General features: G+C 46.4%; 15 protein-coding genes. 12 read left to right on the plus strand and 3 right to left on the minus strand.

Features of this window, described 5'->3' with window-relative positions:
• The first annotated feature begins 328 nt into the window (after positions 1-328).
• Together R2083_RS15225 and R2083_RS15230 are read left to right on the plus strand one after the other, a co-directional pair.
• The gene (locus R2083_RS15225; RefSeq protein WP_317539039.1) at positions 329-523 is read left to right on the plus strand and encodes a type II toxin-antitoxin system VapB family antitoxin; all 195 of its coding nucleotides are present in this window, start codon (positions 329-331) and stop codon (positions 521-523) included.
• On the plus strand, positions 520-930 hold the full coding sequence (locus tag R2083_RS15230; protein ID WP_317539040.1) for a PIN domain nuclease: 411 nt from the start codon (positions 520-522) through the stop codon (positions 928-930). Before R2083_RS15225 ends, R2083_RS15230 begins: the two co-directional genes overlap by 4 nt.
• A gap of 262 nt (positions 931-1,192) precedes the next feature.
• On the opposite strand, the gene R2083_RS15235 is transcribed toward R2083_RS15230, so the two are convergent.
• Positions 1,193-1,537, minus strand: a complete 345-nt coding sequence (locus R2083_RS15235) for a KfrB domain-containing protein (RefSeq protein ID WP_317539041.1) — start codon at positions 1,535-1,537, stop codon at positions 1,193-1,195.
• A gap of 4 nt (positions 1,538-1,541) precedes the next feature.
• A complete protein-coding gene (locus R2083_RS15240) occupies positions 1,542-2,594 on the minus strand; it encodes a ParB/RepB/Spo0J family partition protein (protein WP_317539042.1) in 1,053 nt (350 codons plus the stop codon).
• Positions 2,595-2,792: 198 nt separating this feature from the next.
• Between R2083_RS15240 and R2083_RS15245 the strand changes: the two genes are divergently transcribed.
• The 9 genes from R2083_RS15245 (at position 2,793) to R2083_RS15285 (ending at position 9,917) form a co-directional block, all read left to right on the plus strand.
• Positions 2,793-3,152 (plus strand): helix-turn-helix domain-containing protein, encoded by a 360-nt coding sequence (locus tag R2083_RS15245; RefSeq protein ID WP_317539043.1) that lies wholly within the window; start codon positions 2,793-2,795, stop codon positions 3,150-3,152.
• Between the two features lie 78 nt (positions 3,153-3,230).
• Positions 3,231-4,199: a P-type conjugative transfer ATPase TrbB gene (gene trbB / locus R2083_RS15250; protein ID WP_317539044.1), complete on the plus strand. Its 969-nt coding sequence runs from the start codon at positions 3,231-3,233 to the stop codon at positions 4,197-4,199.
• 21 nt (positions 4,200-4,220) lie between these two features.
• Positions 4,221-4,634, plus strand: coding sequence for a TrbC/VirB2 family protein (locus tag R2083_RS15255; RefSeq protein WP_317539045.1), 414 nt, complete (start codon positions 4,221-4,223; stop codon positions 4,632-4,634).
• Positions 4,635-4,662: 28 nt separating this feature from the next.
• Positions 4,663-4,974: a conjugal transfer protein TrbD gene (locus R2083_RS15260; RefSeq protein WP_317539046.1), complete on the plus strand. Its 312-nt coding sequence runs from the start codon at positions 4,663-4,665 to the stop codon at positions 4,972-4,974.
• Entirely contained in the window at positions 4,971-7,508 is a 2,538-nt protein-coding gene (locus R2083_RS15265) for a VirB4 family type IV secretion/conjugal transfer ATPase (RefSeq protein WP_317539047.1), read from the plus strand. Before R2083_RS15260 ends, R2083_RS15265 begins: the two co-directional genes overlap by 4 nt.
• Positions 7,505-8,281 carry a VirB8/TrbF family protein gene (locus tag R2083_RS15270; RefSeq protein WP_317539048.1) on the plus strand — a complete coding sequence of 259 codons (777 nt, stop codon included), beginning with the start codon at positions 7,505-7,507 and terminating at the stop codon, positions 8,279-8,281. The genes R2083_RS15265 and R2083_RS15270 overlap by 4 nt, the downstream gene beginning before the upstream one ends.
• 59 nt (positions 8,282-8,340) lie before the next feature.
• Positions 8,341-9,222, plus strand: coding sequence for a P-type conjugative transfer protein TrbG (gene trbG, locus R2083_RS15275; protein ID WP_411172557.1), 882 nt, complete (start codon positions 8,341-8,343; stop codon positions 9,220-9,222).
• Positions 9,222-9,704, plus strand: coding sequence for a conjugal transfer protein TrbH (locus tag R2083_RS15280; protein ID WP_317539050.1), 483 nt, complete (start codon positions 9,222-9,224; stop codon positions 9,702-9,704). The genes trbG and R2083_RS15280 overlap by 1 nt, the downstream gene beginning before the upstream one ends.
• 9 nt (positions 9,705-9,713) lie before the next feature.
• Positions 9,714-9,917, plus strand: a complete 204-nt coding sequence (locus R2083_RS15285) for a hypothetical protein (RefSeq protein ID WP_317539051.1) — start codon at positions 9,714-9,716, stop codon at positions 9,915-9,917.
• A 103-nt stretch (positions 9,918-10,020) separates the two neighbouring features.
• Here the strand turns inward: R2083_RS15285 and R2083_RS15290 are convergent, their stop codons facing one another.
• Positions 10,021-10,668 carry a recombinase family protein gene (locus R2083_RS15290; RefSeq protein WP_107803772.1) on the minus strand — a complete coding sequence of 216 codons (648 nt, stop codon included), beginning with the start codon at positions 10,666-10,668 and terminating at the stop codon, positions 10,021-10,023.
• 155 nt (positions 10,669-10,823) lie between these two features.
• Between R2083_RS15290 and R2083_RS15295 the strand changes: the two genes are divergently transcribed.
• Entirely contained in the window at positions 10,824-13,889 is a 3,066-nt protein-coding gene (locus R2083_RS15295) for a Tn3 family transposase (protein WP_107803771.1), read from the plus strand.
• The last annotated feature ends 6 nt before the right edge of the window (positions 13,890-13,895 follow it).

A 13,895-nucleotide genomic window follows, 5' to 3' on the forward strand; every position in this document is an offset into this window, starting at 1 on the left:
TAGATGCCATGAATAATATGATATTTTAACAATCGGATATTACAACAATAAAACATTATGCTATAATGAAACTTTAATATTAATACATCAACACATCAACACATCAACACATCAACACATCAACACATCAACACATCAACACATCAACATACTATAATATAGTAATACTTTAACACTTAAATATGCCGATACCGAAATATTAAACGCTCTCTTGCAACTTAATAGGACAACTAAGAGCTCTATTTTTTTGAGGTAATGGAATTGAATTATTTGTATAGAACACACTCAATGTGTAATATTTTAGAAAAAACTACACATTGGGGTTTATATGAGAACAAATATTGTTATTGACGATAAATTGATGGAGGAAGTTATTAAATTAACGGGAGTAAAAACCAAGAAAGAAGCGGTTGAGCTCGGTTTGCTAACTTTATTAAGAATTAAAAAACAAGAAAAGATTAAACAGTATCGAGGAAAACTAAATTGGGAGGGAGATCTCAATGAAATGAGAGCTGATTTATGATCATTGTCGATACTAGCGTCTGGATCGACTTTTTCAATGGTAAGGTTACTGAACAAACAGATAAATTGGATTTTTTCCTGTCAAGTTCAGTGGTTGGGGTAGGGGACTTAATTCTAGCAGAGGTGTTGCAAGGTTTTAGAGAGGACCACGAGTATTTAATTGCACGAAACCTAATGATAGAACTTGAATTAAAATCCCTTTGTTCCGTAGAGCTAGCGGTAAAAACTGCTGAGAATTACCGCGTGCTTAGAAAACGTGGGATTACAGTTCGAAAAACCATCGATTCCTTAATTGCCACTTACTGCGTAGAAAATAAATTTGCTTTGCTTTTTTCTGATCGAGATTTTGATCCTTGGTGCGAGCATTTCGGCTTGATTAACGCTTCTCGGCTTGTGAAAGAAACCTGACGTAAGTTTAGGGAGAAATAAGTAATTATCAGTTTTACTCGATGCTTATTCAAAGAAAAATAGTTAATAGTCAAGTCGATTATTTTAATATTCAAACGTCTAAATATTAGGATGTTACAATATTCGGGAATCTAATAGTTAAAATTTGCTATTTATAAAGTCTCTACTTTTAACTAAAAAAAAAAAATGACTGAGTAGATGAAAGAATTAGGGATTGCGATATTGCGATATTGCGATATTGTAATATTTTAATAACGTAACATTATAAAGTATGCTTATGGGTATGCTTAATGGCAGTATTTTGTATAGATAATTTGTCGTCTAGGTACCCGACACTGACATGAGAGCCTATTTGCGGTAGTTTAATATCTCCGGGGTTCTCATATTTGATAAACCCGTATGGGGTTTTAATAAAAAGCTCCGAGCTAGTGAAGTGAACTAATATGCCTTCCGATTTTTCACTTTTGTCAGCTTCTTTGGCCATAAAGATGTTATAGATGCCACCTTTCAAAGACTCGGCTTTTGTCACTTTAATCGTTTTCCATTTGCCATCGACCTGATTCTCAATAAGTCTTTGGCCATTCATAACTAGTATTCGTAGTTTCATAGTTTCAAATGGAGTTAGATCTTATGCTATAGACGTTGTTCAGAATCTCGTCAAAATTGAATTCTTTTTGATCATGCCCATGTAAATAAGCCATAAATTGATACGCTCCGGCTCCTTTAAAGGGCTCGCTGTGAGATAAAAATCTCGCAAATTGAATCGGATCATTGATTGATTCACATCCATCCTCGTAAATCTTATTAAGATAGTTGCTAATCAATGTGATTTGATGTGAATCAAAAGAAGTTTTTATATGTTCGCTGTTGTAATGACGAGTCCATGATATTTTTAAGATATCAATACTATTAAGTTGTTTTTGTTCTAAAACCTGCTGTGTGCTAGCTTCTTTTTTACTTTTTAGTTCATCGGTGACCTCGGGAATTGGAGTGATTGTGTAATCACTGGCTCTCTCAATATTCTTTGATTTATTGTATTCGATAAAATCTTTTAAAATTTGAGCAGATCGTCTAGAGATAACCTGTTCTTTATTGTTATTAATCCAATCATGAGTTGTGATTGGGTCAGCTTTGTAGCAGACAACAAGAAGGTGAATGATATATAGATCAGTGCATTTGCCCGAGTGAAATAAATCAGCGATAGAATCAGGCAAGTTAAGTAATTTAGCATGTAAAGAAACCCACGAAACTGACTTACTCAATTCTTGCGCTATCGTAGTTTGCGTTTTTCCTTTTGCTAATTGCCGCCCAATATAGTCTGCAATTTCTCGAGCAGTCAGATTTTCACGATGTACATTTTCAATAACTTGATCGTCATCAATATAGTCATTGTCAATATAAGCTGGAATTATTGATTTTCCTGCGATTTTGCTTGCCCGAAATCTTCTATGGCCGTGATTGATTGTGTAGCGTCCGGTTTTTTCATTAAATCGAACAGAAATTGGGGTTTTTACTCCACGTGAGCGAATGGAATTAGCCAATTCCTTCAATGCTTCTGCATCAAAAAATCGCCGTGGCTGATTAGGATCTTCGTCTAAAAGTTCAAGGGGAACAACCTGGACTGCTTCCAATGAGGGAAGGCTAACCTCTTTCTTTTTAGACATTTAAGTTTAGTTATAAAATGGAGGAACTAGAAAAACGTCAAATTTATCTTTGGGGTTAATTATTCTTATTTTTAATGCATTTGTTTAGTTACTTATGATTTCTTTATTGTATCAGATTTGGCTAAAACCATGATTGAGCTAGTGATAAATCAATTATCTTTATTAATTCTTTATTAACCGTTAGAAATTAAATAATTCATGTATATAAAAATTGTTAGCACTAATATCCTTCGAATCATGCAAGAGAAGAGAATAACTCAGGAAATACTCGCTCATAAATCAGGCTTGTCAGTACCTTTCTTATCCGAGATCGGGCGTAACCTGGCCAATCCTTCCATTAAAACCCTTGAATCCATTGCGGATGCTTTAGAAGTCCCACTTCCTTCATTATTCCAAGCAACGGATTTTGATTTGTCAGATCTTGAAGATTCTTCAAATGAAGAGATTAAGACGCATCTTCCCAGAGGATACCAGGCAGTTTATTTGATATTGACAGATATACAAGCTTTTGAGGCGAAACAATGGGATAAAGAAAATAAAGCTAAATTAAAAAAATAATTTAAAGAATACCATTGCAAAGGTTAGTCAAATACTATATTGTTCGATAATCGTCAGTGATATCTTACAGTATAGTCCATGGGATCAAATAATATAGAAAGTCTGCCTGTCTCAACCCAAGATCGTGCTTGTCGCAAGTTGGAGCGTGATTTAGGCAATTTCTTGTTGTTAGCACTACAAGACCCTGAAACAGTTGAAATCATGGTCAACGCTGATGGTCGTATTTGGCAAGAAAAGCTCGGTCAAAAAATTCAACACATCGGACATCTGCAAAGCGCCCAGGCCGAAGCAGTCATCAAAACGGTTGCAGGTTTTCATGGCAAGGAAATCAATCGATTCAATCCGATCATTGAAGGCGAATTTCCGCTGGATAACTCACGCTTTGCCGGTCAATTGCCTCCAGTAGTTGCATCTCCGACCTTTGCGATCCGCAAAAAGGCCATCAAGATTTTCACGTTGGAGCAGTATGTCGACACCGGCGTATTAACGCGTAGGCATGCTGAAGTGATTAAGAACGCTGTCAGAGATCACCGCAACATCCTCGTCATTGGTGGCACCGGATCGGGTAAGACCACATTGATCAACGCGATCATCCACGAGATGGTTCTGAATGATCCGGATGAGCGCATCTTCATCTTGGAAGACACTGGCGAGATTCAGTGTCAGGCTTCAAATTTTGTGCAGTATCACACCACACTCGATGTCAACATGACGCAATTGCTCAAGACTACCTTGCGCATGCGCCCCGACCGGATTCTGGTAGGCGAGGTCAGGGGGCCTGAAGCGCTCGATCTTCTCGATGCCTGGAATACTGGCCATGAAGGCGGGGCAGCTACATTGCACGCCAATGATGCTCTGTCGGGCCTCACCCGTCTTGAATCACTCATTTCTCGCAATCCATCAGCTCCCAAAGAAATCATGCCCTTAATTGCCGAGGCAGTGGATATCGTTGTACATATTTCACGCACTCCGCAGGGCAGGCATATCAAACAAATCATTGAAGTACAGGGCTTTAAAAGAGGAAATTACCAGATCAAGAAGTTGTAAATAATCATAGGAGTGGGTTTCATGAAGTTGAGTATTCAAAATCTTGCGCTATTGGGTTGTTTCAATTTAATTGCTGTTGTCGCTATCTTCGCGTTGTCGGCAGATCAGGCGCATGCGGCAGTCGGTGCCGGGGGTGCGCTTCCCTATGAAACGTGGCTTACCAATTTGAGAAACTCCGTGACTGGCCCGGTCGCTTTCACATTATCGATTGTCGGTATTGTAGTTGCGGGCGGCATATTGATCTTTGGAGGTGAGTTGAACGCTTTTTTCAGAACACTCATTTTTATCGTGCTGGTGATGGCGTTACTCGTGGGTGCCAACAATGTCATGAGCAATCTCTTTCAGGGCGCCGTGATTCCTATGGATACTGACACGGTGGAGGAACCAGCCCAGGTTTTGCCTATTTCTAAAGAAATTACTCCAGTAAACCCATAAATCAATAATTCAATAGGGGAGGGTGACTATGGCGCTCAGGTCTGTGCCCATCCATCAATCTGGCAACCGGCCTAACCTTTTTATGGGCGGGGATCGAGAACTCGTGATGTTTTCCATTCTGATTGCAGCCACATCGATCTTTGTGGCGATGGAACTGAAGGCCACATTTTTTGGGCTGGCGCTGTGGTTTTTTGCGTTGTTCACGCTGCGATTGATGGCCAAGAACGATCCGCAATTACGCCATGTGTATTTGCGCCAGATTCAGTATAAAAAATACTATCCGGCGCGAAGCACACCCTTCTATACCAATACCGGCTTGCAGGAGAAGCAGCATTTATGATTGCCGCGATTTCCATCCTCATTGCGATCTGTGGCGCCATCCTACTACTTATGCTGTTTATCCGCATCCGTGATGCGGATAAAGAACAGAAACTGGATCGGCACCGATCGAGAGAGATGGGCTTTGCTGATCTGTTGGTGTATGCGGCTGTAGTGGAAGAGGGCGTCATCGTCGGCAAGAATGGTTCACTGATGGCTGCCTGGATATTTCGAGGCGAAGATACTGCAAGCAGCACCGATGCTGAGCGCGAGCACGTGTCGCATCGTATCAATCAGGCGCTGTCCCGATTGGGCAATGGCTGGATGATTCATGTCGATGCGATACGCAAGCCTTCGCAGGGTTATTCTGACAAAGCAACTTCAAATTATCCTGATCCGGTGACTGCTGCCATCGATGCCGAACGGCGTGAGGTTTTTGAGAAGATTGGCACGCTCTATGAGAGTTGTTTTATTGTCACACTGACCTATCTGCCGCCAATACTCGCACAGCGCAAATTCGTGGAACTGATGTTCGACGATGACAGCAAAGCACAGGATGAGGACGCCAGAACGCAAGGTCTGCTCGACTATTTTAAGCGTGAGTGCCTCAATTTCGAATCCCGATTATCCAGCGTCTTCACATTATCGCGGCTCCAGGGGAAAAAAGAGGTCAATGAAGACGGCTCGACCGTCATCCATGACGATTTCCTGAGCTGGTTGCAGCTGTGTATCACCGGGCTTGATCATCCGGTTGCTTTGCCAACCAACCCCATGTACTTGGATACGATTTTGGGTGGTCAGGAGATGTGGGGCGGGGTCGTGCCTAAGATTGGTCGCAATTTCATGCAAGTGGTCTCGATTGAAGGCTTTCCGCTTGAATCATCGCCCGGCATGCTGAACCTTTTATCAGAATTGCCAGGCGTCTATCGCTGGTCATCGCGCTTCATCTTCATGGATACCCATGAAGCGGTCTCTCATCTGGATACATACCGTCGCCGCTGGAAACAGAAGGTGCGCGGTTTTTTTGATCAGGTCTTCAATTTGCAGAGCAGCCATATCGATGAAGATGCCCTCAACATGACTGAAGATGCCCAGTCGGCCATTGCTGAAACCAATAGCGGGATGGTAGGGCAGGGGTACTATACCAGTGTCGTGGTACTGATGATGGAAGACCGGGACGCATTGGAAGAAGCAGGGCGTAAAGTTGAAAAAGCGATCAATCATCTGGGCTTTGCCGCGAGGGTTGAAACCATCAATACGATGGATGCGTATCTGGGCAGCCTGCCGGGCCATGGGGTAGAAAATGTACGCCGCCCGCTCATCAACACGTTGAATCTGGCCGATCTGCTGCCGGTCAATACGATTTGGACTGGCAAGGAAATAGCGCCTTGTCCGATGTATCCACCCAATTCCCCGCCACTGATGCACTGTGTCACCCAAGGCGCCACACCCTTCCGGTTAAATCTGCATGTGCGCGACCTGGGGCATACGTTCATGTTTGGCCCAACCGGAGCGGGAAAATCCACGCATCTAGCACTCATTGCTGCGCAATTGCGCCGCTACAGGGATATGTCGATTTATTGCTTCGATAAGGGGCTATCGATGTATCCGCTGACGCGCGCGGTTGGTGGTCAGCATTTTACAGTCGCGGGGGATGATGAATCGTTATCCTTTTGTCCGTTGCAGTTCCTGGATTCTAAAAGTGACCGCGCCTGGGCGATGGAATGGGTTGCGATGATGGTCGAACTCAACGGTATTACGGTGACGCCAATGCAGCGCAATGAAATCAGCCAGGCCATTAGTAACATGCATCACAGCGGCTCCAGAACGTTATCGGATTTTGTTGTGACGATCCAGAGTGAGGCGATACGTGAGTGCCTTCGGCAGTATACGATCGATGGGATGATGGGGCATTTGCTCGATGCGGAAGCCGACGGGTTGAATTTGTCGACGTTTACGACTTTCGAGATCGAGGAACTCATGAATCTCGGTGATAAATATGCGCTGCCAACCTTACTATATTTGTTCCGACGCATCGAGCGCAGCTTACAAGGTCAGCCTGCCGCGATCATACTCGATGAAGCCTGGCTGATGATGGGTCACCCGGTCTTTCGCGCAAAAATTCGCGAATGGCTCAAAGTCATGCGCAAAAACAATTGCCTGGTGTTGATGGCAACGCAAAGCTTATCGGATGCCGCTAACAGCGGCATTCTCGATGTCATTGTTGAATCCACCGCCACCAAAATATTCCTGCCGAACGTTTTTGCGCGTGATGAGGAAGCATCCGCTCTTTACCGGCGTATGGGCTTAAATTCCCGCCAGATCGAGATTCTGGCATCCGCCGTGCCTAAACGAGAGTATTACACGGTGTCGGAGAATGGCAGACGGCTCTACGATTTGGCGCTTGGGCCATTGGCGCTGGCGTTTGTCGGGTCGACCGACAAGGAATCGATTGCGACCATTAAAGCTTTGCATCAGAAGTATGGCGATGGCTGGGTGCATCAATGGCTGGCTTTGAGGGGATTAACATTATCTGACTATGAGGTGGCCGCATGAGCGTGATCAGTGATTTCTTTAAATTCAGAAGCGCATCTGGAAACGAATCAGATCAGCAAATTCGGCAGACCGATGTGTTTTTACAAGGCGGCCGCAGAGCCGGTGAAAACGAAAACCCTTACCTATCGGCGAGGCGTACCTGGAATGACCACATGCGCGGGATACAGTCTTCGCGCACGATGTGGCAGTTATTGGCGCTCTTGTGTTTACTGATTGCACTCGCTGCGGTAGGCGGCGTCATTGCGATCGGCAGTCAATCCAAATTTATTCCCTACGTGGTACAGGTTAACAAGCTCGGTGAAGCGATTGCGGTATCGCGTGCGGATATTGCGGGGGAGACGGATCCGCGGGTGGTGCATGCTTCACTAGCCTCCTTCATCAATGATCTGCGCATGGTCACACCCGATGTAGCGTTGCAACGCAAAGCCATCTTTAGAGCGTATGCCATGCTGTCCAATAATGATCCCGCCACGGCAAAAGCCAACCAGTGGTTCAATGGCAGCGAATTAAGCAGTCCTTTCAAACGCGCAGAAACCCAGACGGTGAATGTCGAGATCATCTCGGTGATCCCACAGAGTCCGGAAACCTGGCAGGTCGATTGGCTGGAAAAAGTCTATGACCGGCAAGGCCACTTGGCAGAGCAACCGTTCAAGATGCGAGCGTTGCTTCGAATCTACAACAAACCGACGACCCCAAGCACGACTGAAGAGCAGATCCGCAACAACCCGCTGGGAATTTATATCCAGGATTTCTCCTGGTCGAAACAAACCTAAAGAGGCTGCTCATCATGAATTCATTACGGTTTTCGCGAGTATTCAGTGCTTTCAATGCTATGGGTGCGCTTATCTTTACGTTTGCATGGGCCGCTCCTATTCACGCCAATGGTTTGTCTGAAGCCTACTTTACCGAAAAAAGCCCCCAGCTCACGCCACAGGAACGTGCAGCCATCGGTCTGGCCAAAAAATGGCAAGCGGCCAATCCGACCGGCGTCAAACCGGTAGCAGGGCCGGATGGCTCGATCCGATTCTTGTTTGGTTCTCAGCAACCGAGCATCGTCTGTGCGGTATTGCAGGTCTGCGATATCGAATTGCAGGCCGGTGAGCAGGTCAATTCGATTCATCTGGGCGACCAGGCCCGTTGGCTGGTTGAACCGGCTGTGACAGGGCAGGGGATATCTGAGGTTCAACACCTCATTGTAAAACCGCTCGATGTGGGGTTAGAGACTTCGCTGGTGGTCACGACCAACCGGCGCACCTATCACCTGCGGCTTCGATCTCATCGGCGCGATTTTATGCCCCGCGTGGGTTTTACCTATCCTGAAGATGCACTCGCTAAATGGGATGCGATGAAATCGCGTGAGAGTCATGCACTCGATATCAAACGCTCACGCACGATGCCAGAAACTGGAGAATATCTCGGCAATCTGGATTTTGCGTATTCGGTAGATGGTAGTGCGGCCTGGAAGCCGGTTCGAGTCTATAACGATGGGCAGAAAACGATCATCCAGATGCCAAGCATCATGGCGCAGACGGAAGCACCGACGCTGTTGTTACTGAACAGGGAAGGGGGGTTGTTTCGTGATGATGAAACGGTCATGGTTAATTATCGTTTGCAAGGAGATCGCTATATTGTGGATGCGGTATTTGATCGTGCCATTTTGATTGCCGGAGTAGGGGGCAATCAAAGCCGTGTGATGATCTCACGGGGGAATTGATGATGGTACAAAAAATTAATCAATCTCACCGTTTATTGGCTCTTTTACTGGTGTCGATGTTACTGAATGGCTGTGCAACGACGCAATATGGCAATTTCATTCAGAATCCCTCCCAAGACGCGAACCAGATCATGGCTACTGATGCCGCAACTCAGATTGTTCGGCTATATCCAGCTGCCACGACACAATTCTCGATAGGCCATGTAGTTAATGACACTTTTGGTCAGACGCTGATTGAAAAGCTCCGCATAGCCGGGTTTGCGGTGCAGGAAGCGGCTGAACCATCTATTGAGCAATCCTTGTTTGCTGTGCCTCAACCGCGAGAAGAACAAAAAGCAGGTATCCGGTTGAGTTATATCGTTGATCAGTCAGATAATTTGTACCATGCCAACCTGTTGATTGACGATACGCGCTTATCGCGAGCTTTCATTGCTCGGGCCGACAGTGTTCGTCCTGCAGGTTTGTGGGTTAAGAGAGAGTAGGGGAGGAGGATGTCAACCCATTCAAAACTCTTCTCGTCGAACTCCTCTCCGCAAAGAGTCGATAAAAATGCCGGCGTGCGGCGCGTCAATAATCTGCCGATCGTGATTTTTGGCGCAATCATGCTCATTTTTATGCTGCTCATGATGATCGTGGCCATGAATCGAGCAGCCGAGCGCAATCAGGCTCACACTGACACATCTCAAGAAGGGTGAGTTTAAACAAACGACACCAAAGTCCCATAGGATTTTGAGTTATTACAAGGCGTAAACTTCTAATGAGCCAACCTTGTTCCTCCACCTTCTTCTAAAGTCGCTCTCACGATGGCGTGCGGGCTTTGGTTATCTTCAACCCATTCTTTTTGAGCCAATTGTGAAAGTTTGCTTCTGTTGTGTGGTAACGCTGCGCGATGAACCGCTGCGTTGAGCCGTTCGCTAACAGACCCTCGATTTCCGGCCGAAAAATATCCAGCTTGCTTTTGCCTGGCCCTTTGGGTCGACCCAGCGTGATGCCCTGTTCCTTTTTAAAGCGCAAAGCTTCCTTGGTTCGTTGAGAAATCAAATCCCGCTCAATTTCTGCCGCCATCGAGAATGCCAGAGCAATGATCTTGCTCTGGATACTATGGCCCAGTTGCCAGCTTCCCTTCACCGAATAGACACAGATACCCTTGCGCGTAGCGAGCGCCAGAATCTCCATACATTCGAGCATACTACGGCCCAGTCTCGAAAGTTCGGCCACAATAATGGCATCACCACTCTGCAATTCTTCTAACACCTGTGCGATTTGACGTTCTCGCCAGGGCTTTCGTCCGGAGGCAATCTCTTCAACAAAATTCACCTTGCCCAGATCGCGATGGTTGGCAAAGTTCAGGATATCCGCCTTGTTCTTCTCAAGATCCTGGTCGAGCGTCGACACCCGCAGATAAGCGACCGTTTTGCGAGTGGCTGTAGTCACTTTAGTCGACATAATTACGTTATTCGATAAATACCTGAAATTCCAGATTATAAGATAAACATATCGATAGGAATATCAAGTATTTTTGTCTAATTTTTCTTATCGTATAAATGATCGTTTAAAGTATAAAGAATTTCTGTACATTTTTCATCTAGTGAGTTCGCCCCATGGCAAGAATGAAAATTTTCAACACCCCGGAGGAGGAAGCATTCGAATCTCCACCGGTGTTCAACAGCTCTGAGCGAAAACGGTTTTTCTCCTTGCCTTTGTTGCTCGAAGATTCAATGGTGAACTTGCGGACGCCTATTAATAAAGTCTGTTTTCTAGTGGTGGCAGGCTACTTCAAGGCACGGCGCAAATTCTTTGCCCGGCAGTTCCACCACACGGATATTGAGTATGTCGCCCGTCAAATAGGCATCAATCCATCTGAGGTTTGCATTGAGTCTTATAGTAAGGAAACCTATGCCCGCCATCAGCGAGCGATCCTGAGCTACTTCGGCTATAGCCCGTTCGACGAAGCAGCGAAGACCATCATTATCAATGAGATTGCCGCTCTGATCCGCGTCCAGTTCCGACCCAAGCTGGTTCTGCTGGAAATCATTCAGGTGCTGACAGTTAAGAAAATTGCGATCCCCAGCTACAATGTGCTGGCCGACCTGATCGTAGCTGCTCTTAATAGCCACCAACGCACCCTCAGCAAAATCATCGAGGCCTGCCTCACGGAAAATCAACGCACCAATCTCGACACTTTGCTGGAAAAAGAACCCAGTAACAGCACCGAAGAGGGTTGGCGTTACCGCCTCACCTTGCTGAAGAAGCCCAACCAATCGACCCGGCCAGCGAAAATTAGAGCCAATTTGGCAGACCTGGGTACCGTGCAGACACTGTATCTTGACCTCATGCCAGTTGTGCAGCGCCTGGACTTGAGCTACGAAAGCATCCGCTACTACGCCTATTCGGTCATCAAGGCCCAGATTCCCCAGGTTTCGCGTCGAGCGGACGAAGACCGCTTCCTGCACCTGATTGCCTTCATCGTGTATCAGACCTTCAAGCTGAACGACATTTTGATTGATATCCTGTTAAGCGCCGTGCAAGCGGCAGTCAATGCCGCAGAGAAAGAACAAAAGGAAGTCTATTTCCGAGAACGCGATCAGCGTAACCAGTCCTTCACCACGCTGGTTGAGCAGTTTCGGCAGAACGTCCAAGAGACACTATCGGCAATCAGGACTATCGTCGCCGATGCGAAACTGAACGACAGCCAGAAAGTTGTTTTGATCGACGGCGTGCTGAATGAGAAATCGGCCAAGCCAGCGCAGGTCGAACAGCAAATCGACGAGTTCAAGCAATCTGCGGTAAAGATTCAGCAGGGCCAAGACTACTTTGCGTTATTGGAAACACGTTCACTAAAATTGCAACATCGCGTTGCCTACATTATCCGCCAGGTGCAGTTTGCGCCGAACTGTAGCAAACCTGCATTGTGGGCTGCATTATGCCATTATCAGCAACAGGACGGCAATGTTGACAAGAGCGCTCCCGTGGACTTTCTGGCCGAGGATCAGCGCGCGGCACTGACCGCTACCGATGGCAAATTTCGCGTTTCGTTGTACAAGGCGCTGTTCTTTGTCGAGGTCGCCGAGACCATCAAGTCCGGTGCGTTGAATCTGTTACACTCTGAAAAATTCCGCTCTCTCGATGAATACATGATCCAGAAGGCGGATTGGGAAGCCAATCGGGCCGAATATCTGCAACGAGCTCGGCTCGAAGGCTTTGCCGACTGCAAGGCCACCTTAAAAGCCCTGGAAAAAACGCTTGATGCCCGTTATAAGGAAACCAACCAGAACTTGATAGCAGGCAATAATCCTTGCCTGACGATACGGGCTGACGGCAGCTTCCATGTCAGCACCCCCAAACAGGAAGAGGTGGAATGCTTGTCTCTTGGAACTTTCTTCCCGGAACGGAAATATATTTCCATGCTTGAGATGTTGGCGACAGTGGATCATGCTACAAATTTTCTCGACGAATTTGAGCATTGGCAGATCAAGTATCAACGAGCCCGGCCAGTCAAGAAGATTCTCTTTGCCGGCATTATCGGTTATGGCTGTGATATTGGCCACAGCAAACTGGCGGAAATTTCCAAGCAAATCGATGATGGCGAGCTGGACAACGCGGTCAACTGGTACTTCTCGCTACAGAACGTCCAGGGCGCCAATGATCGCATCCTGCGATTGACCAATCGGATGAGCCTGCCGAACATCTACCGTAATCAGTCCGATGTGCTGCACACCTCCAGCGATGGGCAGAAAATCGAGGTGGCAGTGGATTCCCTGAACGCCAATTACTCTTACAAATATTTAGGCAAAGACAAGGGCGTTAGTGTGGTGACGTTCATCGACATGCGCGATCTAATGTGGCATTCCACGGTGATCAGCTCCGCTGAACGGGAGGCCGCCTACGTGATCGACGGATTGATGCACAACGACGTCATCAAAAGCGACATACATTCGACCGACACACATGGCTACTCAGAAGTCATATTTGCGTCAACCTATCTCCTGGATTTTGAGTTCGCACCGCGAATCAAGGGCGTTAGTCGGCAGCAACTCTATGCTTTCAAGCACCGAAAACATTACGAGGAACAAGGATACTTGATACTGCCAGACCACTATATTCGAGAAAATTACTTCGAGGATCAATGGGATGATGTTTTGCGCTTTATCGCAACCATCCGATTGAAGGTCACGACCGCCTCACAGCTTTTCAAGCGCCTAAATTCCTACTCCAAGCAGCACCCGCTGTACCGAGCCTTGAAGGAATTCGGGAAGATCCCAAAGACGCTCTTTATTTTAAAATACTGTGACGATCTTCAATTCAGGCAGGCAATCGAAAAACAGCTCAACAAGGTCGAGGGCTCGAACAAATTTTCCAAGGCCGTTTCTTTCGGTCATAACCAGGAGTTCATTCAAAGCGAAAAAGAAGACCAGGAGATTGCCGAAGCTTGCCGACGACTGATCAAGAACGCTGCTGTATGCTGGAATTACCTCTATCTCTCACAGGAGCTTGCATCAGAAAAAAACGAGGAACGCAGGGCGGAACTGATCGAAGCGATTCGTAACGGATCGGTCGCCACCTGGAAGCATTTCAACCTGCACGGTGAGTTCGACTTCTCGGATGAGCGAATGGTCGATTCGATGGGCTTGGCAGTTCCCAAAAATCCGGACTGGAAATCGGACTAAAATTGG

The sequence above is a fragment of the Nitrosomonas sp. Is35 genome (assembly GCF_033063295.1).
Classification (GTDB): domain Bacteria; phylum Pseudomonadota; class Gammaproteobacteria; order Burkholderiales; family Nitrosomonadaceae; genus Nitrosomonas.

What these genes read in the sequence shown, in the direction of transcription:
- R2083_RS15225 (WP_317539039.1), top strand. Translation starts at nt 329, where the DNA reads ATGAGAACAAATATTGTTATTGACGATAAATTGATGGAGGAAGTTATT.
- R2083_RS15230 (WP_317539040.1), top strand. Translation starts at nt 520, where the DNA reads ATGATCATTGTCGATACTAGCGTCTGGATCGACTTTTTCAATGGTAAG.
- R2083_RS15235 (WP_317539041.1), bottom strand. Translation starts at nt 1,537, where the DNA reads ATGAAACTACGAATACTAGTTATGAATGGCCAAAGACTTATTGAGAAT.
- R2083_RS15240 (WP_317539042.1), bottom strand. Translation starts at nt 2,594, where the DNA reads ATGTCTAAAAAGAAAGAGGTTAGCCTTCCCTCATTGGAAGCAGTCCAG.
- R2083_RS15245 (WP_317539043.1), top strand. Translation starts at nt 2,793, where the DNA reads ATGTATATAAAAATTGTTAGCACTAATATCCTTCGAATCATGCAAGAG.
- trbB (WP_317539044.1), top strand. Translation starts at nt 3,231, where the DNA reads ATGGGATCAAATAATATAGAAAGTCTGCCTGTCTCAACCCAAGATCGT.
- R2083_RS15255 (WP_317539045.1), top strand. Translation starts at nt 4,221, where the DNA reads ATGAAGTTGAGTATTCAAAATCTTGCGCTATTGGGTTGTTTCAATTTA.
- R2083_RS15260 (WP_317539046.1), top strand. Translation starts at nt 4,663, where the DNA reads ATGGCGCTCAGGTCTGTGCCCATCCATCAATCTGGCAACCGGCCTAAC.
- R2083_RS15265 (WP_317539047.1), top strand. Translation starts at nt 4,971, where the DNA reads ATGATTGCCGCGATTTCCATCCTCATTGCGATCTGTGGCGCCATCCTA.
- R2083_RS15270 (WP_317539048.1), top strand. Translation starts at nt 7,505, where the DNA reads ATGAGCGTGATCAGTGATTTCTTTAAATTCAGAAGCGCATCTGGAAAC.
- trbG (WP_411172557.1), top strand. Translation starts at nt 8,341, where the DNA reads ATGGGTGCGCTTATCTTTACGTTTGCATGGGCCGCTCCTATTCACGCC.
- R2083_RS15280 (WP_317539050.1), top strand. Translation starts at nt 9,222, where the DNA reads ATGATGGTACAAAAAATTAATCAATCTCACCGTTTATTGGCTCTTTTA.
- R2083_RS15285 (WP_317539051.1), top strand. Translation starts at nt 9,714, where the DNA reads ATGTCAACCCATTCAAAACTCTTCTCGTCGAACTCCTCTCCGCAAAGA.
- R2083_RS15290 (WP_107803772.1), bottom strand. Translation starts at nt 10,668, where the DNA reads ATGTCGACTAAAGTGACTACAGCCACTCGCAAAACGGTCGCTTATCTG.
- R2083_RS15295 (WP_107803771.1), top strand. Translation starts at nt 10,824, where the DNA reads ATGGCAAGAATGAAAATTTTCAACACCCCGGAGGAGGAAGCATTCGAA.